This window comes from Cystobacter fuscus (genome assembly GCF_002305875.1).
In the GTDB taxonomy this organism is placed as follows: Bacteria; Myxococcota; Myxococcia; order Myxococcales; family Myxococcaceae; genus Cystobacter; species Cystobacter fuscus_A.
Genome location: NZ_CP022098.1, coordinates 9,732,486 through 9,756,704 on the forward strand (window position 1 = coordinate 9,732,486; position 24,219 = coordinate 9,756,704).

Annotated in this window: 22 protein-coding genes; 8 read left to right on the top strand and 14 right to left on the bottom strand. The window is 68.9% G+C overall.

Features of this window, described 5'->3' with window-relative positions:
• Positions 1-8: 8 nt before the first annotated feature.
• The 4 genes from CYFUS_RS39375 to CYFUS_RS39390 are packed head-to-tail and all read right to left on the bottom strand — an operon-like array spanning position 9 to position 3,236.
• Positions 9-689, bottom strand: coding sequence for a lycopene cyclase domain-containing protein (locus CYFUS_RS39375; protein WP_095989872.1), 681 nt, complete (start codon positions 687-689; stop codon positions 9-11).
• Positions 686-1,594: a prenyltransferase gene (locus CYFUS_RS39380; RefSeq protein WP_095989873.1), complete on the bottom strand. Its 909-nt coding sequence runs from the start codon at positions 1,592-1,594 to the stop codon at positions 686-688. Before CYFUS_RS39380 ends, CYFUS_RS39375 begins: the two co-directional genes overlap by 4 nt.
• Positions 1,591-2,310 (bottom strand): ferrochelatase, encoded by a 720-nt coding sequence (locus CYFUS_RS39385; RefSeq protein WP_095989874.1) that lies wholly within the window; start codon positions 2,308-2,310, stop codon positions 1,591-1,593. Before CYFUS_RS39385 ends, CYFUS_RS39380 begins: the two co-directional genes overlap by 4 nt.
• Positions 2,307-3,236: a prenyltransferase gene (locus CYFUS_RS39390; RefSeq protein WP_232537074.1), complete on the bottom strand. Its 930-nt coding sequence runs from the start codon at positions 3,234-3,236 to the stop codon at positions 2,307-2,309. Before CYFUS_RS39390 ends, CYFUS_RS39385 begins: the two co-directional genes overlap by 4 nt.
• Positions 3,237-3,498: 262 nt before the next feature.
• Between CYFUS_RS39390 and CYFUS_RS39395 the strand changes: the two genes are divergently transcribed.
• The gene (locus CYFUS_RS39395; protein WP_095989875.1) at positions 3,499-3,705 is read left to right on the top strand and encodes a YtxH domain-containing protein; all 207 of its coding nucleotides are present in this window, start codon (positions 3,499-3,501) and stop codon (positions 3,703-3,705) included.
• 63 nt (positions 3,706-3,768) lie between these two features.
• A complete protein-coding gene (locus CYFUS_RS39400; RefSeq protein WP_095989876.1) occupies positions 3,769-4,482 on the top strand; it encodes a hypothetical protein in 714 nt (237 codons plus the stop codon).
• 19 nt (positions 4,483-4,501) lie between these two features.
• Here the strand turns inward: CYFUS_RS39400 and CYFUS_RS39405 are convergent, their stop codons facing one another.
• Together CYFUS_RS39405 and CYFUS_RS39410 are read right to left on the bottom strand one after the other, a co-directional pair.
• Positions 4,502-5,035, bottom strand: a complete 534-nt coding sequence (locus CYFUS_RS39405; RefSeq protein ID WP_095989877.1) for an FxsA family protein — start codon at positions 5,033-5,035, stop codon at positions 4,502-4,504.
• A gap of 56 nt (positions 5,036-5,091) precedes the next feature.
• Positions 5,092-5,610 carry a hypothetical protein gene (locus tag CYFUS_RS39410; RefSeq protein WP_232537075.1) on the bottom strand — a complete coding sequence of 173 codons (519 nt, stop codon included), beginning with the start codon at positions 5,608-5,610 and terminating at the stop codon, positions 5,092-5,094.
• 28 nt (positions 5,611-5,638) lie between these two features.
• Here CYFUS_RS39410 and CYFUS_RS39415 point away from each other — a divergent pair, with 28 nt between their 5' ends.
• Positions 5,639-6,931, top strand: a complete 1,293-nt coding sequence (locus CYFUS_RS39415) for a class I SAM-dependent rRNA methyltransferase (RefSeq protein ID WP_198316298.1) — start codon at positions 5,639-5,641, stop codon at positions 6,929-6,931.
• Positions 6,932-7,004: 73 nt separating this feature from the next.
• Here the strand turns inward: CYFUS_RS39415 and CYFUS_RS51295 are convergent, their stop codons facing one another.
• A complete protein-coding gene (locus tag CYFUS_RS51295; RefSeq protein ID WP_157758920.1) occupies positions 7,005-8,666 on the bottom strand; it encodes an ankyrin repeat domain-containing protein in 1,662 nt (553 codons plus the stop codon).
• Positions 8,667-9,015: 349 nt separating this feature from the next.
• Between CYFUS_RS51295 and CYFUS_RS39425 the strand changes: the two genes are divergently transcribed.
• Both CYFUS_RS39425 and CYFUS_RS39430 read left to right on the top strand, forming a co-directional pair.
• Positions 9,016-9,528: a YkgJ family cysteine cluster protein gene (locus tag CYFUS_RS39425; protein ID WP_095989880.1), complete on the top strand. Its 513-nt coding sequence runs from the start codon at positions 9,016-9,018 to the stop codon at positions 9,526-9,528.
• Positions 9,525-10,634 carry a glycerate kinase gene (locus CYFUS_RS39430; RefSeq protein ID WP_095989881.1) on the top strand — a complete coding sequence of 370 codons (1,110 nt, stop codon included), beginning with the start codon at positions 9,525-9,527 and terminating at the stop codon, positions 10,632-10,634. Before CYFUS_RS39425 ends, CYFUS_RS39430 begins: the two co-directional genes overlap by 4 nt.
• Here CYFUS_RS39430 and CYFUS_RS39435 read toward each other — a convergent pair.
• Genes CYFUS_RS39435 through CYFUS_RS39445 form a run of 3 tightly spaced genes read right to left on the bottom strand, consistent with a single transcriptional unit; the run spans position 10,622 to position 15,051 of the window.
• The gene (locus tag CYFUS_RS39435; protein ID WP_095989882.1) at positions 10,622-11,536 is read right to left on the bottom strand and encodes a hypothetical protein; all 915 of its coding nucleotides are present in this window, start codon (positions 11,534-11,536) and stop codon (positions 10,622-10,624) included. The two genes, CYFUS_RS39430 and CYFUS_RS39435, sit on opposite strands and share 13 nt — an antisense overlap.
• A 3-nt stretch (positions 11,537-11,539) precedes the next feature.
• Positions 11,540-14,200, bottom strand: a complete 2,661-nt coding sequence (locus tag CYFUS_RS39440) for a TonB family protein (RefSeq protein WP_095989883.1) — start codon at positions 14,198-14,200, stop codon at positions 11,540-11,542.
• A gap of 44 nt (positions 14,201-14,244) precedes the next feature.
• Complete coding sequence (locus CYFUS_RS39445; protein ID WP_095989884.1) at positions 14,245-15,051, bottom strand: methylase; 807 nt, start codon at positions 15,049-15,051, stop codon at positions 14,245-14,247.
• On the opposite strand from CYFUS_RS39445, the gene CYFUS_RS39450 reads away from it, so the two are divergent.
• The 3 genes from CYFUS_RS39450 (at position 15,050) to CYFUS_RS39460 (ending at position 17,434) form a co-directional block, all read left to right on the top strand.
• On the top strand, positions 15,050-15,838 hold the full coding sequence (locus CYFUS_RS39450; protein WP_157758921.1) for a helix-turn-helix transcriptional regulator: 789 nt from the start codon (positions 15,050-15,052) through the stop codon (positions 15,836-15,838). The genes CYFUS_RS39445 and CYFUS_RS39450 overlap by 2 nt on opposite strands.
• A gap of 64 nt (positions 15,839-15,902) precedes the next feature.
• Positions 15,903-16,970: a C45 family autoproteolytic acyltransferase/hydolase gene (locus CYFUS_RS39455; RefSeq protein ID WP_095989886.1), complete on the top strand. Its 1,068-nt coding sequence runs from the start codon at positions 15,903-15,905 to the stop codon at positions 16,968-16,970.
• Positions 16,971-17,161: 191 nt separating this feature from the next.
• Entirely contained in the window at positions 17,162-17,434 is a 273-nt protein-coding gene (locus CYFUS_RS39460; RefSeq protein ID WP_157758922.1) for a hypothetical protein, read from the top strand.
• Between the two features lie 198 nt (positions 17,435-17,632).
• Here CYFUS_RS39460 and CYFUS_RS39465 read toward each other — a convergent pair whose 3' ends face one another.
• The 4 genes from CYFUS_RS39465 to CYFUS_RS39480 all read right to left on the bottom strand — a co-directional run bounded on the left by CYFUS_RS39465 (position 17,633) and on the right by CYFUS_RS39480 (position 24,075).
• The gene (locus tag CYFUS_RS39465) at positions 17,633-20,497 is read right to left on the bottom strand and encodes a hypothetical protein (protein WP_198316299.1); all 2,865 of its coding nucleotides are present in this window, start codon (positions 20,495-20,497) and stop codon (positions 17,633-17,635) included.
• A gap of 390 nt (positions 20,498-20,887) precedes the next feature.
• Positions 20,888-21,652 carry an NUDIX hydrolase gene (locus CYFUS_RS39470; protein WP_232537076.1) on the bottom strand — a complete coding sequence of 255 codons (765 nt, stop codon included), beginning with the start codon at positions 21,650-21,652 and terminating at the stop codon, positions 20,888-20,890.
• A complete protein-coding gene (locus tag CYFUS_RS39475; RefSeq protein WP_095989889.1) occupies positions 21,649-22,620 on the bottom strand; it encodes a nicotinamidase in 972 nt (323 codons plus the stop codon). The genes CYFUS_RS39470 and CYFUS_RS39475 overlap by 4 nt, the downstream gene beginning before the upstream one ends.
• An 18-nt stretch (positions 22,621-22,638) precedes the next feature.
• Positions 22,639-24,075, bottom strand: a complete 1,437-nt coding sequence (locus CYFUS_RS39480; protein WP_095989890.1) for a nicotinate phosphoribosyltransferase — start codon at positions 24,073-24,075, stop codon at positions 22,639-22,641.
• Positions 24,076-24,219: the final 144 nt, after the last annotated feature.

Here is a 24,219-nt window from a genome sequence, read left to right on the forward strand (position 1 = left end):
CGTGCCAGCTACCGCCTCCCGAACCCGAACCCGAACGCCCAGGCCGGAACGACCGTGGCGGCCACCCCCGCGCCCCACCCGTACAGCAGCTCGTCGAGTGGAACGCCGAGAAACCGGCCCGGGAGCAGGAGGCTCGGCCTCCAGGTGCGCTCGAAGACCCCGGGCACGAGCCCCGCGAAGATCAGGCACAGCCCCAGGTAGATGACCGCCGACACCAGCCCCCCGAGCAGCCCCGGCCCCCACAGGTCCGGGCGCACCCACAACAGACCCGCCGCGCACACCCCCATCGCCACCACCGAGGCGTAGAGGATGGGCACCCCCACCCCTCGCAACAGCCCCGCCAACCCCAACACGAGTCCCAGGGCCCCCACGGCCCGTAACAGGGAGCGCACGGCAGCTCCTCGTGGCACCACGGCCCGGCGGAACGCCACGGCATAGGCGGTGGAGGCGAAGGCCCCCAGCCCGGCGACGAACAACACGTCCTCGAGCCCGAAGCCGATCCGATCGGCCAGATCGAACAGGAACCGGGGCGTCCAGTACTCCGGATAGAAGAGCCACTCGGTGGTGGCGAACGGGAGCGAAAAGGGCACCGTCCGCTTCATCAGCCAGCGCAGGTCCGGGCGGACGAACCAGATGAGCGCTCCGGGCACGAGGAACAGGAGCGACAACACCAGGAACTCGTACGTCATGGCCACACCAGCCCGAGCAGCGGCCACGCCACCATGGCCAGGGTCGCGGTGATCGCGGCGGCCACCCGGGCCTGGATCCGCCACGAGCCCGGCGGCGCGGGACGTACCCCCACCACCGCGAGCGTCGCGGCCATGGGCACCCCCAGTGCCGCCCCCACCTCCAGCCCCACCGACGCCAGCCCGCGCGGCGCCAGGGCCCAGGTGAGCCCGTTGAGCGCCACGATGACCCAGGCGGCCCGCTCCCCGCCCACGCGGACCGGCAGCGTGCGCTTGTCGCTGTCCCGATCCGAGGGCTCGTCGGGGAGCGCGGTGGCGATGGAGCACGCGAGGTGGGTGGGCCACAGCATCACCGTGAGCGCCCAGGGGAAGTCCGCGAGCGCTCCGCCCTGGGCGAGGTACCCATACAGCGGCAACACCCCGGCCACGCCCAGCATCTGCAACAGCTCGCCGCCGCCCCGGTAGGACAGCCGCAACGGCGGATAGCTGTAGGCCCACAGCAGCGCCACCGCCGCCACCGCCAGCACCCCGAGCAGCGGCGCGCGGTGCACCACCGCCAGCCCCACCGACACACCGACCAACGCCACCGCGCAGACGATCGCCGCCGTCCCCAGCGCCCTGGGGGAGAGCCGGCCCTCGACCAGCACCCGTGAGCCCCCCGAGAACACCGTCGCCGTGCGGTTGCGGCGATCCGTCTCCTGGTCCGCCCAGTCATTGGCGTAGACGATGAAGAGCTGATCCAACACCCCGAAGAGCTGCACCGCGACGAGTGTCCCCATCCGCAACGCGCCACCCGTCGCGTGCACCGCGATGAACTGCCCGAGCAGCAGCGGAAGCGCGATGTACGACTGGGAGGGCAGCCGCGACGCCTGGAGCCAGGCCCGGAGGCGCGCGAGGCCCGGGCTCACGACGCGTCTTCCCGCGCGAGCCCCAACCGCTCGGCGACCTCGGCGCGCAGCTCGGTGAAGGGCAGATCCCAGCGGCGCTCGCCATCCAGGCGCCACGCCTTGACCGGGATGAGTTCCTCGCGGGCGAGCACCTGGTGCAGCCGTGCCTCGTCCCGGGGCTCGCGGCGGAAGGAGAAGGGATTGCGGAAGGCCCGGCCCTCGAGCGGCCCGTACTTGGCGTCGTGGTCCGCGATGAGTTCACGCAGCTCCTGGAGCCGCGTGTCCAGGTAGTCGAGGAACACTGGATCGAAAGGCCCGATGCCCGCACGCGCCTCGGGCTCGCGCGCCACCCAACGGGCCCAGTCGTAGCCGAACAGGAAGTCATGGGCGTAGCGGAAGCGCAGCTCGGACTTGTTGCCGAAGCCCCGGCACAACGCCACCACCCGCCCGGCGAACGCGCGCATCTCGTCCGGTCCACCCGTCTTCCACAGGCAACAGGCCAGGTAGTCCAGGTCCCAGAAGATGTTGTCCGGAAAGTCCTCGACGAGCACGCCCACCACGTCGGCCAGTGCCTCGGCGAAGGCCCGCCGTCGCGCTTCCTCGCCCGCCATCAAACGCTCCGCCAGTTCCACGGGCAGCGGCGCGCGCGCACGGGAAGGATCCAACGAGGCACGCGCCCCCAGGGCGGGCCCCAGGCGCACCAGCCGCTCGAGAAGCATCCGGACATCACTGATCACCGAGCACCTCCCCACCAGCGCTCCACGAGCACCAACCCGGACAACACCAGCGTGCCCCACCAGATGGCGCGGTGGAGTTCCAACTTGTAGGCCCCTTGCGCCGCGAACGCATTCGTCACCGCTTCCGGACTCTTGCGCCACGCGCGTGCGCTGAAGAACACCACCGGGAGCGCCGCCAGGGACCCCCACTGCCCCATCCCGAGCCAGAGCACGGCCCCCGCCAACAGCAGGCCCTCCGAGGCCCGCCGGACCGCCGCGTTCCCCAGCCACGTGGTGAAGGTGCGCTTGCCTCCGGCACGGTCACTCTCCTCGTCGGATAGCCCACTGGCGAGCGCGCTCGCCAGGCAGAGCGCCAGCAGTCCCGGAGCCCAGGTGAGCAGGGCCTGTGGCGCCCACTGTCCACATTGCGCATAGGCATGCAACACGGGAAGCACCCCGCCCACGCCCACCATCTCCAGCAGCTCCCCACCCCCCCGGTAGTTGAGCCGCAGCGGAGGCAGTGTGTAGGCGGCGAAGATGAACAGGCTCAGGGCCGCGAGCGGCAGGAGCAACGGCCGCGCGAGCGCGGCTCCGGCGGCGCCCGCCAACACCAGGGCCCCCGCTCCCGCTCCCAGTCCCGCCAGCAACAGGGCCCTCGCGGGGAGGATGCCGTCGGGGATCGTCTTCGGCGAACAGCCGCGCGGGAACATGCGGCGCTTGAGGGCATCCACCTCGCGGTCTCCCCAATCGTTGAGCAGCACGATGAAGGTGATGTCCAACGCCGTCCACAGCACCCCCCACGCGAGCGCTCCCACCGACCACCGCCCCGCGCTCGCCGCCCCCATCGCCTGTCCGAACAACGCGGGGACGAACACCTTCGGCCAGCTCGCCGGCTTCAGCGCGTACCACCACCGCCGCGCGGCTCCCATCGACTCGACACCCACCACGCAATGCCTCCCGGCGTACGACCTCCCTCCTCCACTTATAGCGTCGAACCGGGCCGTCCCCGTGTGCCACTTCGTGCGCTCTTCCTGTCCGCCGGTGGACACCCGCGAGAGCGCTTCCCCGAGCGAGCATCGTTCCCATCTCTGTGCTCCAGTCCACTCTCGCCCAACATCCCCGTGCACGTGGCCGGACCATCCCTAGATTCCGCCCGCCGATGTCACCCCGGCGCGGTGAGGCCGGGGCCACACCACAGAGGAGCACACCATGACGAGGAAGGCACTGCTGGCCGTGACGCTGGGAACGCTGCTGGCCGGTAGCGTGGGCTGCCACCGCAACACGCGCGAGCGCGCCGAGGACACCGCCGAGGACGCCGCCGACAAGGTCGAGGACGCCGCCGAGAAGGCCGGTGACAAGGCCGAGGATGCCGCCGAGAAGGCCGGCGACAAGATCGAGGACGCGACCGACAAGTAGTCGGGCGGGAAGGCGAGCGTCCCGGAAAAGGCGGAGCGCGGGACCCGATGGTAGAACCGGGCCATGCACTCCGCCTTTTGCGTGCTCGCCCTGCTGCTCGCGGCCGGTGAGACCCCGGATTCGAAGCCCGCGTCCGTCGAGGTCACCGCGCTCGAAGTGGACGTGGACTTCCGCTGTCCTTCCCGCGCCACCCAGAGCCTCGTGCTCACCCCGAAGGCCCAGGCCCAGGTGAAGGTGCCCGAGTCCTGCCCGGACGCCGGGGCCGACTGGCGCTTCACCGTCCACTGTCCCGAGGACACCTGCTCGGGCGTCATCCGCACCGCCCAGGGCGCCATCGCCCTCGTGCAGGGCCCTCGCAAGCAGCTCCAGGTGAAGCCCCTGGCCAAGGAGCACGCCCCCACCCTGGACCTCCTGGCGCTGAAGATCACCGGCCAGTACGCCCTGACGATGCCGTCGGCCGAGGAGCACCAGCGGCCCCTGCAACTGCTGCTACAGCACCCCGCCGTCACCGGCGTGTACACGCTCTCCCCCTCGGAACACATCCCCGTGGCGTTCGAGCTGGGCGGCAAGCGCCTCGTGCTCCACTCCGAGGCTCAGTGGACCGAGGACGAGCATGTGCGCCTGCGGCTGCGCGACACGCGAGGCGCGCTCCTGTTCGACGCGACGCTCGCCTTGAAGGAGCAGCGGGAGCTGGACTGCAAGCGGCTCGACGGCTTCTGCCAGGGCTCGCTGAAGCTCTGGGTGCGCGAGTACCAGGCCCTGCCCATCCAGCCGTAGCGCCCCCGAGGCGGGCCGGCTACTCGCGCCCCTTGTCCTCGGTGAACTCGGCATCCACCTCGGGGCCCGCGCCGCGCTCGATGCGGGGCCGACGGGGGGACTCCGGAGGAAAGGGTGGCTCCACCGGGGGCGGCCCGAACGGACCGCCGGGAAAGGGACCCGTGGAGAACGTCGTCACGCGGATGGAGCCGGACGCCATGCGGCGCTCGACGCCCCGGCGCACCCAGCGGGCCACGACGCGGCGCGTGGGCGGCAACAACAGCAACAGGCCCAGGACGTCGGACACCACGCCCGGGAGCACCAGCAGCAGGCCCCCCGCGAGGACGAGCACGCCCCCCAGCAGCCCTTCCTCGGGCACCCGGCGCTGGGCCACGGACTCCTGCCAGCGGCGCAGCACCCGCAGCCCTTCCCTCCGGGCCAGCGAGGCGCCAATCACTCCCGAGAGGAGCACCAGGGCGAGCATGGGGACGATCCCCACCTCATGGGCGATGAGCGACAACAGGTAGAGCTCCACGAACGGCAGGAGCACGAGCGGCAAGAGGAACCTGGACACCCGCCCAACCTAATGCGCCCGGACCCCGCGCGCCCGTGAAGACGGCGGCGCGGCGCTCACTCTCCGTTGAGCTGGCCATTCATCCAGTTGACCACCAGGTACAGCAGGAAGAAGAAACCCAGCACGGTCAGCACCCACCGGGTGGTCGGCTGGAAGCCCTGGTTCTCCGTGGTCGAGGGCATGGGCATGGCCGAGGCCAGTCCGAGCATCTCACTCGCGTAGCGCGCCGTGCGCTGGTACTGGTCCGCCACCACCTGCGTGTCGTGGGCGGACAGCTCTCGCCCGAGCTGGGGATCGAAGAGGCGCACCTCGGCCTCCTTCGCCAGCTCCGCCGCCTGGGACACCACCTCGCGCACCAGGGCGTCCCGGTCCGACAGGGGCACGCGCACCTCGGTGGCCACCCACTGGCCGCCCTCGCGCAGCGGGTGCACCTCCACCGAGCCCTGTTCGAGGTGCCAGGCATGCCCTCCGCCTGCCAGGGCCTTCGCCCCCCGGGCAACCAGGAGCGACTCGAGCCGGGCTCCATCGAAAGGAGCCCCGGGGACCATGGATTGAAGGAGCAGGTCGTATCTCACGCGGGTTGGAGTATACGCGCCTGAAGCCATGCCCAAGCCCCCCTTCGGTCCCCGTCCTGATCGCCGCCCCGGTCCCGCCCCCGCCGGGCGCAAACGCCCCTCGCACCGCCCCGAGCAGATCGCCCCGGATCGCACCACGCCGGACATCGGGCCGGATGGGCTGCCCCAGGTGTCGCTCGTGCGCCGGGGCGTCGAGCGCTGGCAGGCGGGCCACCCGTGGATCTACCGCGCCGACCTCAACGGCGACCCCGCCCTGGAGGGCGGCGAGGTGGTGCGCGTGGTGGATGGGCGGGGCTGGTTCCTCGGCAAGGCCTTCTACTCCAAGCAGTCGAAGATCTCCCTGCGCTGGCTGTCCTACGAGGACGTGCCGGTGGACACGGACTTCTTCCGTCAGCGCCTGGCCCTCGCGGACGCGATGCGCCAGCGCGCCCTGCCCGGCGAGACCACGTACCGCGTGGTGCACGGCGAGGCGGACCTGCTGCCGGGACTCGTGGTGGACCGCTATGGCGACTGCGTGAGCGTGCAGTTCCTCATCCCCGGCACCGAGCAGCGCAAGGCGATGTTCGTGGAGCTGCTCACGGAGCTGTACAAGCCCCGCGCCATCGTCAACCGCTCGGACGTGGGCGTGCGCGCCCTGGAGGGGCTGCCCCAGGAGAAGGGCGTGCTGACGGGCTCGCTGCCCGGACCCGTGGCCTATGACGAGGGGCTGGTGCGCGTGCGCGCGGACCTGCTCGAGGGGCAGAAGACGGGCTCGTTCCTGGACCAGCGGGAGAACCACGTCATGGCGTCGCAGTACGCCTTCGGCGAGGCGCTGGACTGCTTCTCCTACGTGGGCGGCTTCGCGCTGCAGCTGGCCACCCGGGCCAGGAGCGTCACGGCGGTGGAGATCTCCGACGTGGCGGCGGCCCAGCTGCGCGCGAACGCGGCGGCCAACAAGCTCTCCAACGTGGACGTGGTGGTGGCCAACGCCTTCGACTACCTGCGCGACGCGCTGGACGATGGCAAGCGCTTCGACACCATCGTGTTGGACCCGCCCTCGTTCGCCAAGAACAAGGACGCCATCCCCGGAGCGCTGCGCGGCTACAAGGAGATCAACCTGCGCGCCATCCAGCTCTTGCGGCCGGGCGGCTATCTCATCTCCGCGAGCTGCACGTACCACATCGACGAGCAGGCCTTCGAGGACATGCTGGCCTCGGCGGCGGCGGACGCGAAGCGGCGGGTGCAGATCGTCGAGAAGCGGGGCGCGGGCAAGGATCACCCCGTGTTGTTGAACCTGCGCGAGACGCGCTACCTCAAGTGCTTCGTGCTGCGGGTGCTCTGACCCGGCCCTCGCCCTTGTCAGCCAGCCGAGAGACGTGGTTCATGCGGCTCTCGGCCGAGGAAGCACCCTCGAATCACGGAATGAACTCGTCGCCAGAACGGCGCTCGGGGACAAAGGTATCGAGTGGGCGCTCGCGCAAACTACCGTTGATGGTTTGCAACGTGCTGATGGGGGCCTTCGCGAGAGCAGCAGACACTTCGCCCGGGGGCAATCGTGTGGCGCTCGCTATTTCCTGCAACAGACGGGAATTGAACCCCTCGACTTGCTCCCTCGTCAGATACTGCGCCTTGACGCCGGTTCGAGATTTGATCCCAGCGGCGGGACTGATGCGAATGACAACATCTGGGGGAATTTCGACCCCCTTGGCAAGGCACCCCAATTGCAGCGTCGCCAGATCCTTCAAGTCCCGCAGCTCGATTTCCTTCAGCTTGCCGCCCGTCTCCGAACCACCGAGCGGATGATTCTTGTTCTGATACGAGAACTGTTTGGGCGCCTCATTCGGAGCCCCAGAAATGGTGTGGCTCTTCAGTCCCGAGAGCTTCTCGAATCCGAAAACCATGGGCACGATTGCTCCATTGTTGATCAATCCAAGGAACGGTGCCTTGCCATTTTCAAGCTCCGACTTCAGTTCGCCACCGAGCTTCGCATAAAGTTCGGCGAGTTCGCTTCCAGCGATCTTCCGCTCGCCCCCATCTCGTGACGAAATCGTAATCTCACTGGGAAACTTCAATTTGCTGCTTATCTGCCCGGGCGACATCTTCGCCAATCCGGGAAGCAAGAAGCTGTTGTCGGTCAATATTGACTGCATTTGCGTCTTGAGCGCGGCATGGGCCTCGTCCATGGAGTCAACGTTGATCTGAATCGGTTTCTTCGTCAGCTCCAGTGGCGTCCCCTTGTCCGCGGCCTCTTGCAACGCCTGGGTCATCTTGTATTGCAAAGCACGGTTGACGGCCGAAGAAGGCTTTGTTCCCTTGCCCTCCGCATAGAGTCTTGCTTTGTTTCGCAAGTTGGCTCGCGTCGTGCTGTCCGTCGAACGCTCAGGCGTCCGGTCCGAGAAGAAGACCATTCCTTCGAGCGACTCGGCACCTCCCTTGGCATCGTTTACGCCGCCTTTCAGCTCTCCGGAAACAAGGATTTCCAACCCCCATGGACTTCCGTGCCCGGCCTCCCATTTGGTATAATGGGCTGGTGCCGTCGGGTTTTTCGAGGCAAGGAGTTCGTGGCGAAGCTGTTGCTTTGTCGAAGGGTCCAGCGACATGGAATCGAGGAGATCAAGAGGTGATCTCCGGGATTCGTCCAAAGCCGTCGGCCGCACGCCCGCTGAAATCAAGGCTCGCACCTTATCAATATCCTTCTCCAACACCGCCTGATGCAGCGCGGTCCCAGCACCTCCAGGGGAGGCGGTGTCCACCACCTCGCGGCGGTTCGTGGGCAGCACGGAGTCGCGCCGCGAGTTCAGCAAGCGGAAGTCTTCTGTCGTCGGAGGCCTGGCCGCAGTGGCGGCGTCCCGGCCATGAGGATTTGGTTTGTCGAGCCCATCCTGGTGCACGCTGGAGGTGCTGGCGGAGAGGGGTCCTTGCCCAGAGGCGGACTGTGCCGCAATCGTGCCCGGGACCGTGCTCGCCGTGGTCGTGGCGCCGCCAGTCACGCCCTGGGTCGACTGGGCCGGAGAGCTCTGTCTTGCTGAAGCAGCAACCCGCGGGTCGTGAGGCTTATTGACTCTATTACCAATCATGTACCCTCCTCAGTCAAAACGGCTCCAAGCCCTTCTGCCTGCCTGTCCCCCGTGCGCCAGACACAGGGGGAACGATGAAGTAGCCATGGGTATTTACAATATCACGGTATCGCAACCGTTTCCGTGAAACAAGAGGGCGGAGCAGGCCCTTTTCAACCATTCATAAAGAACCGCCTCAATCCTGACGCGGAGGAACCCCACGAGTTTGCCTTGGAACGTCTCGGAAGGCGTGCTCGTGAGAGGAAGTCCTGGTCAGCCTCACCCACCGTCCAGTGGCCGTCCCTCCCCACAGCTCGGCTGCTCCTTGCTCGCCCTCCTCAAAATGGCGAAAGTCGAGTCCGAGGACTCCATGCGCGGCCGGGACTGGGACGAGGATGGCGGCGGAGAGGGCGACGAGCGGCCCTTCTCCGGAGGTACCCACGAGGAGGAGCGGGCGCTCAAGGAGCTGCGCACCGTCTACCGCCAGGCCGACGCGGCCTACGCCCCCTTCTCCTGCCCGGCCAGTGGCGAGTGCTGCCAGCTCGCGAAGACCCGGCGCCAGCCCTGGCTGTGGTGGCCCGAATGGCTGCTGCTCACGCGCCGCCACCCGCTGCCCCCGCCCCGGAAGGACGGCGGCTGCCCCTACCTGGACACCGAGGGCCGACGCTGCACCGTGTACGCGGACCGGCCCTTCGGCTGCCGCACCTTCTTCTGCGAGCGCATCCGGGGCCCGGCCCGCCAGCCCGCGGACACGGTGACCACCCTGCTGGTGCGCCTGGAGCGCATCTCCCAACGCCTGATGCCCACGTTGACGGGCCCCCGGGAGCTGCTCGACTGGCACGCGGAGGCCCTCTCCGAAAACGGGCCCGAGGAGGAGCCATGAGCCGCTGGCTCGTCGCCCCGCAGGAGTTCAAGGGCACCCTCACGGCCACCGAGGCGGCCACCGCCCTCGCCGAGGGGCTGCGCCAGGGCGCGCCCGGGGTGGAGCTGGACGTGGCGCCGCTCGCGGATGGAGGGCCCGGCACCGTGGACGCGCTCCTCACCGGCGTGGGCGGCGAGCGAGTGAGCCGCACCGTCACCGGACCCCTCGGCCAGCCCGTGCGGGCCACCTATGGCCTGCTGGACGGGGGACGCACCGCCGTCATCGAGATGGCCGCCGCCTCGGGCCTGTCGCTGCTCGCCGCCGGGGAGCGGGACGCGCGGCGCGCCTCCACCACGGGGACGGGCGAGTTGATGCGGGACGCACTGGAGCGGGGCTGCCAGCGGCTCATCCTCGGCCTCGGGGGAAGCGCCACCACCGATGGAGGCAGCGGAGCACTCACGGCGCTCGGCTGGCGCTTCCTCGACGCGAGTGACGTTCCCCTCCCCCTGGGAGGCGCGGCGCTCCAACGGCTCGCCCGCGTGGACGCGAGCGGCGCCCATCCCCGGCTCGCCGAGGTGGAGTTGCTCGTGGCCACGGACGTCACCTCGCCGCTGCTGGGATCGGATGGGGCCGCGCGCCTCTTCGGCCCCCAGAAGGGAGCGGACGCGGCGGCCGTGGAGGAGCTGGAAGCGGCCCTGGCCCGTTTCGCCGAGGTCCTCTCGCCCGGCCTCGCCCAGACACCGGGTGGCGGCGCGGCGGGAGGGTTCGGCTATGGCCTGGTGGCGCTGGCGCGGGGGAGGATCGTCTCCGGGTACACGCTGGTGGCCCGGACGCTGCGGTTGTCCGAGCGGCTCGCCGCCGCGCGAGCCGTGCTCACCGGGGAGGGCCGCTTCGACCGGCAGACGGCGCTCGGCAAGGGCCCGGGAGCCCTGGCGAAGGAGGCCCGGGCGCTCGGCCGGCACACGGTGATGTTCGCGGGCCAGGTCACTCCGGACGCGAGCGCGGAGGGCTCTCCGTTCGACGAGGTCATCGACCTCTCCGCGAGCAAGGACTCCGAGACCTCCGCCGCCGAGTCCCTGCGCCAGGCCGGCGCGAGATGGGCCGCCCACAACCTTCAGGGGGTGTAGCGCACCGTCCGCGAAATCCAGGACGAGCCGCCGCGGCCATCGCGCACCACCACCCAGAAGCGAACCTCCTGGGCCTGGGCGTCTCGCGGCGGCTGCCACTCCACGCGGTGCCGACCCTCGCCGCCGCCCGGATCCGCGCCCCCCGTTTCGTTGGGAGAGATGGCCCCCAGCGTGGTGTGCCACGAGAGCTGCCAGGACTCGATCAGGGGCACCGGCTTCAGCTCGAACGAGCGCACCACATAGGCCTCCTCCAGGGCGGAGAAGTCCGGCGCCTCGAGCCGGAAGGGACCCGGTCCGGACAGCTCGCGTGGCACGTCCGCCACCCAGGGCTCGTCCTCCAACAGCGGATCCGGCAGCAGCGGCTGCACGTTGGGCTTCATCTCCGGGAAGAACGGGCAGTCGTACACCATCAACTTGCTGGCGAAGATGCGCTCGTCCCCGCCGCGCACCTCGAGCACCAGGGGCAGCCGCACACCGCCCAATCCCTTGTACGTGTCTTCCTCGAGCACCCGCTGGACCAGGGGCGTGCCGTCCGGAAGGGTGGCCGCGCCCGGGCCTGGAAACAGGGTCAATCGCAGCTCACCGCCCCGGGTGACTCCGCGCTTGAGCTCCACCCGATCCTCCTCGCAGGTGTCATCGTTTTGCGAGGAGCAGGCGGCGAGGACGTATTCCAGCTCGCGGCCGTCACCCACCGGGTCGGGGATGAGCGCGCTGAGCTGCACCGGACGCGCGAACGTGGCGGCGAGCACCGTCGGGTCCGTGGAGCAGATGGGAGAGTAGAGCTCGGGCGGCTCCATCTGGATCCCGAGCACGCGCAGATCCTTCACGCTCGAGGGAACGTCCTGCTCCTCGAGACAGGCGGAGCAGAGCAACAAGCCCAGGAGGGCGAACAGGTGGCGCATGACTCAGAAGCTCCCCTTGACGCCGATGACCGGGAGGATCGGGATGCCAGGCACCTCGAACTGCTCCCGGTAGCGGTAGTCGTAGAAGGTCGCCTCCACGTTGGAGGCGTTGTAGACATTCTGCACATCGATGTAGGCGTTGAGTGTCCAGCGCTGGAAGACCCAATTCTTGTCCAACCGCAGATCGAGCTGTTGGAAGGGCTTGAAGCGCGCGGAGTCCGTCTCCCCATAGGAGCCGTAGTAGCGATTGCGGTCCACGTCGTAGCGGTCGAACAGGTGCTGCAGCGGCGTGGTGGGCCGGCCGGTGACGTAGCGCATGCGCGCGCCCAGCTCGAGGCCCCACCACGGCAGCCGGTAGCTGGCCACCGCCGTGAGGATGTGCGTCTGATCGAAGGTGGTCAGCCAGTACGGATCATCTCCCCCCGCGCGCCGCTGCTCGGAGCGGTTGAGGGTGTAGGCCAGCCAGCCGAAGAAGTCGCGCGTCACGGCGTGCCGCAACAACACCTCCATGCCGTACGCGCGCCCGAGCCCCTGGTTGGAATAGGGGTAGCGGGTGAGCGAACCATCCTCGTTCTGCACCGTGTTGCCCGGCGAGACGACCAGATCGTAGCGCCGGTTGAAATAACCCGTGACGTCTATGCTGATGAGGTCGGTGATCTGCTGCTCCACGCCCAGGCTCGTCTGGAAGGCCCGCTCGTGCAGCAGGTTGGGATTGCCCAGCGGCGCGGGATCCAGGTTGAAGGCCTCGGGCGGCTGGCTGTACAGGCCCACGCTGCCCTTGAGGGCCGTCTTCTCCGTGGGCTGGAAGCGCACCCACAGCCGGGGATCGAACGCGGAGCGGCTCTGCCCGTAGACGCGCGCGGCGGAGGCGCGCAGCCCGGGCGTCAGCGTCACCGGACCCGCCTTGACGTCCAGCTCCGCGTAGAGCGCGCCATCGAAGGAATTGGCCGTGCGCTTGAGGGGCTGCGGCTCCGAGCGCGGCTCGGCACCGGGAAAGGGGGGGAACTGGATGCCGCCGATGACGGGGATCTGCCCCTCGCCCACCAGGTGCTCGAACAGCACGTCCGCACCGGCCCGCGCGGTGAGCCACGGTGTCACCTCCAGCGCCAGGTCCTCGCGCAATCCGAGCGACCAGACGTTCGCGTCGAGGAAGATCTCGCCGAAGGCGAACCTGCCCAGGTCGTACCCCGCGAACGGGGTGAGCACGGAGGAGAAGTTGCCCTTGCGGTACGTCCAGTCGCCCTTGAGCCGGTGGAAGAGCGTGCGCGTGTCCACGGTGATGTCGCGGTTGCGGCCACCGCCCGTGGCCACCACCGTCAGCAGGTCATCCGAGCCAAACGCCATCACATAGCCCGAGTGGCGTCCCCCCTCTCCGGGCTCGCTCCCGCGCTTGGCGCCGAAGTCCATGCGCACCTGGTAGTCCCAGTAGCGCGGCAGCACGAGCAGCGAGCCGCCCTGGGGATCCTTGGGCAACACGAGCGGCAGGAGCGCGTCCACATAGGAGCGCCGCGCCGCGCCGGAGATGGAGATGCCCTCGGTGATGGGAGACTCCAGGAAGAAGCCCGAGTCCAGCAGGTCCACCTTCACCGAGCCGTGCAGCGTGTCGGTGGAGCCCTTGCGCGTGGCCACGTCCACCGCGCCGCCCACCGCCCGGCCGTAGCGCGCGCCGAAGCCGCCCGGGTAGAAGTCGATCCGATCGATGAACTCGGAGTTGAGCACCGAGGGTCCACCACCCAGGTGGAAGAGGATGGGCACCTCGACGCCATCGAAGAAGGTGAGCGTCTGATCCGGCGCCGCGCCGCGCACCAGGAGCTGGCCGAGGCCGAACGGGGTACGCGCCACGCCCGGCAGGTTCTGGATGACACGGATGGGGTCTCCGAAGCTGCCCGGCACCTTCTGCAACTCCTGGCGCTCCAGGGTGCGGCGCACCACTTCCTTCTTCTCGCGCGCGCCGCGTACCACCGTCTCGAAGCCCGGCGCCTTGGGCATCAGGTAGAAGATGACCTCCGTCGTCTCCGAGGGGGCGAGCGTCTCCTTGGTGGTGAAGAGGTGGTACTCGCTGGCCACCACGCGCACGTCACACTCGCCGGGGGCGACCTTGAGGGTGAAGCGACCCTCGGCGTCCGACATGGCCTCGGGCGCCTCCGGGTCGTCCCCACAGCGCACCGTGGCCCCCTCCACGCGCGTCCGGCTGCCCCGGGCCAGCAATTGCCCCGTGAGGGTCGCCTCGGGAGGAGGAGGCGGCGGCGCGGACTCCTCCACCTTGGGCGGCTGGAGGACGAAGTTGTAGACGTACTGCACCTGGATGGGGGCGGGCACCCCGTCCACCTCGGCCGGGGAGAACTGGAACTGGCGCACCGCCTCGAGCGCCGCCTCGTCGAAACCATCCCCCACGGGGCGGGTGACCTGCGCGTCGGACACGGCGCCCTGCGCGTCGATGGTGATGACCATCTCCACCGAGGCCATATTGCCGGCCGCGGCGGCCTCGGACGGGTAGACGGCCTCCACGGAGCGGACGAGCTCGGGAGGCTTCGTGAGCACGGGCGTGTGAACGCCCGCGTCCACCTCCTCGCGGCGAGCCCCGTCATAGGCTTGCGCCTGAACGGTGGTAGACAACAGGAGGACGGCGAGCAGCGACCAGGGAGCGAAGCGAGAAGAGGTCACGGGGGGCGCATTTAATGAGGAGACCCCCCCAGTGAACAGCGATTCTATTGAAACACGCCCCCGCGTGGCCGCCAGAGCACATAACCGTGCTCGAGCAGCCAGGCCCGCGTGTCGAGGCCCTCGATGCGCTCGGCCAGACCCAGGACGGACTGGCGGAAGGCGTCCGGGGGCGACAGGGGGCCCGCCGCGCGCGCTTGCTCCCAGGCCTCCGTCCACCGCGCGAAGAAGGCGTGGATGGGCTCTCCGGGCTTCACCCGGCGGCGGAAGTCCCGGGGCAGCCAGTCCCGGAAGAGCACGGGGGCGAAGCCGCGGCTGAAGTCGGTGTGGAACAGCAGGGCCTCGCGCGACAGCCCCCCGGGCACGCGCCGCAGCAGGTGCGCGACCAGCACCGCGCCGGACGTGTCCGTGCTGCCCTCGACGAGCAGCCCGCCCTCGAGCAGCGCTCCTCCCAGGGTGTGGTGGATGCCGGGGACGTCCTCGGGACGGTAGCCGCGCAGCAGGTTCATGGCGCGGATGAGGCGCACCGTCTCACCGGGCCGCAGGGGCAGGGAGAAACCGCCCTGCCGGAAGTCGGTGAGGGCGTCCACGTGCGCCTGGGCGGCGGCCACGCGGTGGGCATCCAACTCCACGCCCACCACGGGGAGCTCCGGGTGGACATCCCGGAAGGCACGGGCGCTGTCGAGCGTGGTCCACGGGTGCTCGCCAAAGCCCACGTCCACGAAGGCGGCATGGGCCCAGGCGTCCTCCCGGCGGGTGAGCAACGCGCGCTCCTCGTGGAGCAGGTACGCGTCGAGCCCCTGGAGGCGCCCGGGGGAGGTGCGTCCTCGTGTCTTGCGGTCCGGGGAGGTCATGAACCAGACCGGGAACTATACTTCGGCCATGCCCGCCACGACCGTCCTCGATCCGCGGATGGAGCAGATGTCCGCCCCCGCCTCGCTCGGGCACCGGGTGGAGTGCCTGCGGTGGGTTCCCCCGGAGCACGCCTTCACCTGGGAGCACGAGGTCGTCGCCGACGCCAACGTGGACCTGCTGCTGGAGCTGACGCCCGAGCGATGCCGGGCCGTCCTGTATGGCCCGGTGACCCGGCCCCTGCACGTGGCGACGCACGCGGGCCGGGGCTACCTGATGGTGCACTTCCACCCAGGTGCCATGCCCCGGCTCGTGGACGCCAGCCCCGCCGAGCTGGTCAACGAGGCGGTGGAGTTGCGGCATGTCGGTGGATTGTCCCTCGATGCGCTCGGCGAGCGCCTGCTGTCCGCGGGCGCTCTGGGACCCATGTGTGAAGTGCTCACGCCCCTGCTGGAACGGACCGCCTGCCCCTCCGGAGACAGCTTCGACCGGGTGCTGCGCCAACTGCTCTCCCGGCCGGAGACTCCACGCCCGGGCGACCTGGCGAAGGCCCTGCACCTCAGCCCACGCACCCTGCAACGCGCCTTCAAGGAGCGCGTGGGCTTCTCTCCGGGGACCTACACGCGCATCACGCGGCTCCAGCACGCGCTCGGCCTGCTGCGAACGAGCGAGGGCGGCTCGCTCTCGGACGTGGCGTACCGCTGTGGCTACGCGGACCATGCGCACATGACGCGGGAGTTCCGGGAGCTGACGGGCCGCCCTCCGAGCGCGTTCCGCCTTCCGGGCTGAAGCGGCGCACACGTGTCGCATTCGTTCAAGCGCGGGCGGGGCCGCCCTCCGTAGCGTGTACGCCATGACGACACAGCCACTACGAGTCATCGAGTGCCAGGGAACCCCCCGTCGGATTGGCCAGCAGTGGGGAGAGGCCTGCCGGGAGAGCCTGCGCGCCTCGGCCGAGACCTTCTTCTTCGCCCTGTCCCAGGGTCCCTCGCGCACCTCGCGACAGGACGCGGTGCGGATGGCGCTGCAATTGGAGGCCAACGTGCGCGCCTTCGAGCCGGAGGCGCTGGAGCTCATCCGGGGCCAGGCCGAGGGTGCCGGGCTCCCCTATGAGGAAGCCTTCGCGCTCCAGTGCATGCTGGAGCTGGCCGTGCACTGCTCACAGCTCGGAGGCATGTGCACCTCGGTGGCGCTCACGGGCGAGGCGACCGCGGATGGACAGGCACTCCTCGGACAGACGATCGACTGGAGTCCGGACGCCCGGGTGGATCTGCTGCGCATCCGCCATGAGGACGGACGCGAGCAACTGTCGCTGTGCCTGTCTGGCTCGCCCTACTACCACCTCAACAGCGACGGGGTGGGCAACTGCGCCAACCTCACGCTGGTGGCACCCCGGCCCTGCCCTTCCCTGCTGCCCCTGTCCGTGTACATCCCCCGGGCGATGCGCCAGCCGAGCCTCTCGGCGGCGATGGAGGTGCTCGTCTCGGCGGCGAGAGGCATTGGCTACTACCACCTGGCGGATGCCCAGGGGCGCGTGGTGGGCATCGAGAGCACGTACGACGACCACGTCCTGCTGCGGCCCGAACGGGGAGTCATCGTCCACGCCAATCACTACCAGTCCGAGCGCTTCCGGGAGCAGGACTTCACGCACCTGGTGTCGCCGTGCACGTTCGGACGAAAGGCACGCATCGAGGAGTTGGTGGCCCAGGAGCATGGCCGCCATACGCCGGACTCGGTGATGCGGATGCTCGCGGACCACGGCACGCCCGGGGGCCGGCTGTGCCTGCATGACTCGCCGCCCGCGGCCAACGCGATGCCGCTGGAGACAAAGGCCACGGTGGTGATGGCCCCCGCGCGCCGCACGATGTGGGTGGCGGCGGGGCCCGGGTGCCGCGAGCCGTTCACCGAGTTCCGTCTGTGAATCGAGGCGAGCCTGGAGCCCCACTGTCAGATCGCTCGATTCACACCTGAGCGCCTCTGGGGTACATAGACGCCCCCAGAGGGCTCCATGCAAACGCTCAACGACAGAAGCTTCCTCGGGGCCGTAACTCCGCCGCGTGAGTCATCCTCTTCCGAGGTCCACACATGAGTCCCCAAGATTGGCGCCCCCAGTTGACGACGATCGATGAACCCATCGCCGAGGACCTTTGGTCCTATACCGCCAGCGATGGGAGCACGAGGAGGTCGAAAGTCCTCGTCGGACGCCCTCAACCTCTTCCCGGCGAGGAAGAGCGAGCCTGGTACTGTCCGATCTTCATCGAGGGCTACCTTCCTGGAATCAAATGCGTCATGGGGGTCGGCCCAGTCGATGCGCTCATGAACGCAATGACCCTCGTGAGGCGATTCTTCGAGGAACACTCCGACGTCACCCCCCGCGCCGGGTAGACAGAACTGCCTTGGGGCGGGCTCTGTCTGGTTTTAGACGATGGCTTGAGCCGCGCGCTCCAGCACGCGCGCCTCCCTCGAACCCGCGCGGCGGAGTCTTCTAGCCCGCCGCGCGGAAACCGCGGAGCGCGGCGGGCTTGGAAGGATAGTCGCCCGGCTCACGCGAGAGGGGGCCATGGCGCTACCGGAAGCACCCGTTCAATGGATGTTCCAGAGGAGGGCCGGCGAGGGCGGCTCCTCATCCACGACAGGCTGATGGTCTTGCACGACGGAAATCGGCTCGAACGATGTGTCGTGCGACGCGATGTTCCTGACCACGCTGTGGGAAAGAGCGAACGGGAGCACGATGCTCGCCCAGTCGTTGTGATCGTAGAGCACCTCGAACACAGTGTCTCGATTGACATCAAAGGTGGTCGTACTGATGAAGCCGCTGTTGTCATAGTCGATGGACGTGGCCCCCGCGCGGCACATCCCGGCCGATTCATTCAAGGCGGTCTCGTTGATGACGCCACCAGAGCCATCCGAGTAATCCAAGACGAAAGTGGTGCTCAGCGGAGAGTCCGCCAGGTCATCAACCCCATCGTATCCCTTCAGCCTATTGCGGAGGTAATACCGGTCGCCCGCGGAGCTTCCAGAGATCGGGCCCAAGCCCTCGAGCTCGTACAGTTGGTTCATGACACTCAGGTAGTTGGGCTTGAGATTGGTCTCCACGTTGCCGCCATGACGAAGGCCGAGGTTATGGCCGAGCTCATGCATGAAGACGGCGGCCTGGTAGTTGATGATCTGGTTGCGCAGCGCCGCCGTGTCCGTGCTCAACTTGTACGCGCTCAGCGACACCAGGAAATCGTTACCGAGGCGCTCGGCGTTGCCACTGTTGCCCGGGGCGGTGCCACTTACAGTCTGGGTGCTGCCGAAAACGCAGTAGTGAAAGGCCGCACGGCGGGCGAAGTCCATGTGCGCCGACTTGAGTTCGTAGACGCTGGCCGCCTCCCCCCCGGCTCGCGTCATGTTGATGCTGGAGGCGAAGGGCACCTCCGGGAGGCCTTGACCCAGGTTGTAGTTCGCCGGGTTGAAGCTCGCGCTGAAACGCGTGCCCACGTCGATATGAAGCTGGATGCCGCGCCTGGCGAAGACCGCGACGACCTTATCCAGGGCTTCCTTCTGAGGAAGGATGATGGGGTTGGTGGACTGCATGTGGTCCACCTCGATGAAGAGGTCACGCTGCGCGGTGCGTGCGCCCATGGCGTACAGGTCCAGACCCGCGAAACGGCCGCCCGCAACCTCGGCGGAGTCGGGAATCCCGTCCGAGTCATCGTCAACGGCACCCGCGGGCACATCGTTGGGGCCCGCCGGCGTCGAGAACGCCCGCGAGGACCAGTCGCTCGAGCCGTTGGTGTCGTTGGCACCCGTGACGCGCACGAAAGAAACCGACGAGGAGCCATCCGCCGGCAGATTGGGCACATTCGAAGTGCCCGTCCAAGCGCCCTCCGACAGGGGCGCTTGGGTGCTGGTGCCGAAGCGGACGAAGTCGACCGTCTCGCCGATGTCGCTCCGGACCAACTCGATGAAGGTAGCCCCCGACCAGAGCGGAACCAGGGCCGGCTCCTCCCTCAGCCAGATCATCTGACTCGACTCGAAGTTCTCCGAGGGGAAGGCCTTGCCCGAGACGACGATGTACGCGCCCGGAGCCAGGAGGCGCGAGGGCAGCGGAAACAGCATGACCTCCTTGAACAGCCAGGAACTCGTACTCGTGTCGAACGCCCGGGCACGGAGCGCATAGTCCGCGAGCTGGACGGGCGCGCTGGTGAGGTTGCGCAGCTCGAGCCATCCGGGCCGGTTGCTGCCAGTGCCCGAGCTCACCTCCGTGATGGACAGGGGGAGCGGCAGCACCTGCACGCTCTTCGAATTGGACCTGGTGGGATCGTAGACCGAGGTGGCCTGCACCGTGGCGTTCAGGGTACTGGCGGTACGCGGCGCGGTGTAGCGCGCGAACCGCATGTTGGGACGCGCGGTGTCGTTGGGGAGCGGCTCCAACACGCCACCTCCCGACACCAGCTTCCATTCGACCTTGGAGCCGAATGGCGCCGCCCCCACAAGCGTGGCCGAGAACACCACGGCATTGCCCGCGTAGAGCTGGGGGCGGGCGGCTGAGAGATCAACCGCGGAGACGAACGGAGCCTTGAGCACGAGGGTCACGGAGTCGGCCTTGGTGCCATCGGCCACGGACGTCGCGGTGACCGTCACCTGCGTGTCCGCCCCGATGGCATCGGGCGCCGTATAGATGACATGCAAGCCCGAGGTGGCCGAGAGCGAGCCGCTGCCCCCCTCCACGCTCCAGATCACCTCGGAGCTGAAGGCGCCAGCGCCCGTCACCAAGGCGTCGAGTGCCACGCTCTCCTTCTCGACCAGCTCCGTGCGCGCCGCCGTCACCTTCACGGCGGTGATGAGCGGAGCCTTGAGCGTGAGGGTCGTGGAAGCGGAACGCGAGGGCATCTGCACGGAGGTCGCGGTCACGATGACTTGAGTATCCGTGCTCACCACGTCGGGCGCCGTGTAGACGACGCCGGCCCCCGTGGTGGCCGAGAGCGAGCCTTCTCCCTCCACGCTCCAGGTCACCTCGGAGCTGAAGGAACTGGTGCCCGTCACCGCGGCCTCGAGTGCCACGCTATCCTGGGCGAACAACTCGCTGCGCGCCGCCGTCACCTGCACACCGGTGACGCCGGGAGCCGCCAGGAGGGTCAGGGTCACGGAAGCGGAGCGCTCAGACGTCCGCTCGGTCACTGTGACCGTGACCTGCGTGTCCTCACTCACCCCGTCGGGCGCGGTATAGGAGACGGAAGAACCGGTGGTGGACGAGAGTTCGCCCCCGCCAGTCGCGGTCCATTGAAGATCGGGGATGAAGGGACCCTCGCCAAAGACCGAGGCCGTGAGGGTCGTCTTCTCACCGGGAAGGAGCTGACTGGCCTCGCTGGTGACTTGAACCTCGGTCACCTTCGGATTGAGCACCTCGCAACCGCTCAACACGAGCGCGACGAACAAAACCGTCCCTAGCGACTTCACCATGAATTCTCCCTCTGAGGCTACACCGCCCCCTGGAGTCACGGCCTCGCCGTGTCCAACTCAGGGTATCTAGCGCGGAAGACACTAGATGAAGCCAGGCAATGCAAGCAACGAAGTGGCATCCAGACGTCGTACGCCAGGGGCAAAACGCACCAATAAACCGTCAACGCCTACCCTTCTTCTTGATCTCGCTTCCCTTGAATTAAATGCTGAACCCATCCAGGGTGATGGCATTGCCGGAAAAGTTCACCATGCCGGTTTTTTTGCGCGAGATGCCACGGTGATGCAAGGCATTACTCATCGTCGACAATCAGACGTTCTCTTGCAGCTCGACCCAGTCATGGACAACCCGGGTTTCAAGGTGCCAGGGCCCGGGACCGTGGTGCGGGAACGTCAGGCGGGACGCGTCCCGCCCTTGTGCCCACGCGCCGACGGCTCCGGGCTCGCCGCGCGGAAGCGGTAGAGCGCGGCGGGCTTGGAGGCGGTGCGCCGCACGCCGGGCGCCGCTTCCAGCACCCCGTCCTCGATGAGCCGCTTCACCTTGCGGCGGAAGTTGCCCGGATCCTGCGGCTCGCCCTTCACCGCGGAGAACACCGCGCGCAGCTCCGGAATGGTGAAGCGCTCGGGCACCAGCGAGAACGCCAGCGACGAGGTGTCCAGCTTCTCGCGCATCCGCGCCAGCGCCACCCGCAGGATGTCCTCGTGGTCGAACGCCAGGGTGCTCGCGTCCAGCCGCTCCACCGCCTCCCAGCGCGCCTCCGCCGCGTCTCCCCCCGCCCGCACCCGCCGCGCCAGCTCGGGCCGCACCAGGGCGTAGTACGCCACCGAGACCACCCTCATGCGCGGATCCCTCCCCGGCCGGCCGAACGTGGCGAACTGCTCCAGCAGCACGTCCCGCGACTCCAGCCCCGTCTCCTCGTGCAGCTCGCGCACCGCCGCCACGTCCAGGTCCTCGCCCTGGTCCTCCATGCCGTCGCCCACGCGCAGGATGCCTCCCGGCAGCGCCAGCTTCCCCTCGAAGGGAGGCTCGCCCCGGCGGATGAGCAGCACGTGCAGCGCCCCGTCCACCAGCGTGAGGACGACCAGGTCCACCGCCACCGCCGGACGCGCGTAGGGAGCCAGCGACTGGCGCGCCCGCTGGACCTCGGGCGACCTCACCCCTCGATCGGGTCGGTGGTGCGCACCACCTTCATTCCCGCCTCCTGCAACGCGCGCATCGCCTCGTTCGCCACGCGCGGGAAGTCCAACCCCGGCGGCAACGGCTCCAACGGCGGCGCGGGCACCGGGCTCATCGCGTCCTCCAGGATGTGGATGCGCCCCATCTTCGAGCGGTCCGTCTCCTCGATGCGCCGCTTGAGGTCCATCAGCGTCGACAGCACGCAGTGCGACTTGGCCTGGCCGAACACGTACACCCGGTCGAACGTGAGCAGATGATCGAAGAGCTCCTGGTCGAACCGGCCCACCGTGCGCCCCGACACCTCCGTCACCTCGGGGGAGAACACCGAGTAGTTCTCCGTGAGCGCCTCCTCGCCCTTCTGGATGATGTGCGTGGGCGTGTCGCGCGCCAGCGCGTGGAAGAGGCTCGCCTCCATCATCGCCGGCAGCAGCGCGTGGCTCAGCCCCCCGAGCAGCGCGTGGTAGGGCCACACCGTGAGCACGTAGCGGCCCGTGGCCTCCAGGCGCTCGCAGTAGGCGAGGCTCTCCTCGGGATGCCGCGTGGCGCGCCACCGGCCCGAGCGCACGTCCGCCGGGGTGATGACCGTGAGGGGCGGAGGCGGCTGGCCGTCCGGATCCCGCCACCACCCGGGGTGGAAGATCTGGAAGACGCGGTGGGTGTCCATGGAGAACACCAGCCCGGTGATGCGATCCAGGTTCCTGTACAGCCAGCGTAGGGTGCGCTGGGAGTCCTCCACGGCGCCCGGCACGAAGAGGCTCGCCCCGGGCTGGCAGAAGGCCACCTGCGCGTCGATGCCGAAGGCGGCGATGCGCAGCCGATCCTCACGCGCGGGGCGCACCCCATGCTCCCGGGCGTAGCGGCGCGCCTCGTCCGTCACCCGCGCGGCGCGCTCCAGGTACAGCGAGCCCACGTGGGCATCGTCATAGAACGACGGAAGGGGGAGCGACATGGCGTTCTCCAGGAAGCGTCACGAGGGAGTCGGGAAACCGCGGGGGAAGTGCCGCAGGCGCAGCTCGTCCACCAACGCCTGGGTGGTCCGGGTGTACGCGACGCGCTGCTCGCCGCCGACGGGCGCCGAGGTGTCCGCTGGCGCGCCGGAGAGCAGCTCATAGCCCTCGGGCACGGGCTCCCCCTCCTGGCCGATGAGCCCGATGGGGCCCGAGCCACCGCGGCGACGGAAGACCACCGGCGTGCCCGGGATGCTCTGCTTGCCCTCGGCCAGCTCGTTGCCGAACTTCATCGTCGGCGAGTGGCCCGTGCGCGCCAGCTTGTACACCGCCGCCACCCGGTCGCGCGTGAAGGGGCACGCCATGGTGCGCGCCACGATGAACCCGCCGTACCCGTAGAACTGCTGCGAGGGCGCCCAGCCGAAATCGCGGCGCAGCGCCTCGAACTCGCGCGTGGCCTGCGCGTCCAGACCGTCCTCGAGGATGAGCACCGGCTTGATGCCCTCCGCCTTCGCGCGCGACACCGCCTGGGTGTACTGCGTCTTCTTGTCCCCGGAGTCGAAGCGGATGGAGTCCCCCGCGCCCGGCTCCTCGTGGATGATGCGGAAGGCCGTGGGCAGACCCGAGCCCAGGGTGTCATACGTGTCCAGCAGGAAGCTGGAGCGCTCGGGACGCCGCTCGCGGATGGCGCGGAAGGCCGCCTCGTCCTGGCCGTAGCGCTGCACGTGCTCGTGGCCCATGGTGCCCACCGGAATCATCCCCAGCTTCTTCGCCAGGTACACGTTGCTCGTGCGCATGACTCCGGCCTCGCGGCAGGCGCTCACGGCGATCTCGTGCTGCTGCAGACACGTCGCCGCGCGCAGCCCCACCTCGAAGATGCGGCTCGGGTCGCCCACCGCCTCCACCAGATCCTTCACCACCGCCAGCACCCGCGCGTGGTAGCCCTCGGAGTCCACGGTGATGGGCACGGCGGCCACGCCCACCGCGTCCAGCGTCTCCAGGGCGATGCGCTTCTCCTCCTCGCACGAGACCACGGCCAGCGCCCGCGCCAGCGCCTCGCGGTCCGCCAGCGCCTGCGTGGCCACCTGGATGCGGAAGTTGAGCTGCAAGAGCAGTGGCTCCAGCCACGACACCAGGGCCGAGCTGCCCGTGAGGGTGAAGACCGGCTCGCGCGCGTAGAAGCGCGCGCCGCGCGGCAGGGCCCGGATGATGAGCCGCTGCTTGCGGATGGCCGCCTTGAAGCCCGCCCCCATCTCGTAGCTGTTGCGGGCCAGGTAGGCGTAGTCCTCTTCCGTGGGCTCCGGCAGCAGGGCTCGCACATGGGACTCGACGTCCACCGGCACCACCTGCTGCCCTCCCTTGCGGTGCGAGTAGTAGAACGTCTCCTGACGCAGCGGCCAGCCAGCCTCCGCCATGCTGAACTTGTAGCCGTCCGTCGCGAGCAGCGGACTTCCCATGGTGTGCCTCCTGGCACCACTCTAATGGGCCGAGAAAAAGTCCTCAATACTCTTTCTCGGGGACCGGGACTCCGCCCGCCGCCCGCCACGAACGGCAGTCACCACCTGGTGACAACAGACACCAGGGAACGCATGTTCGCTGTC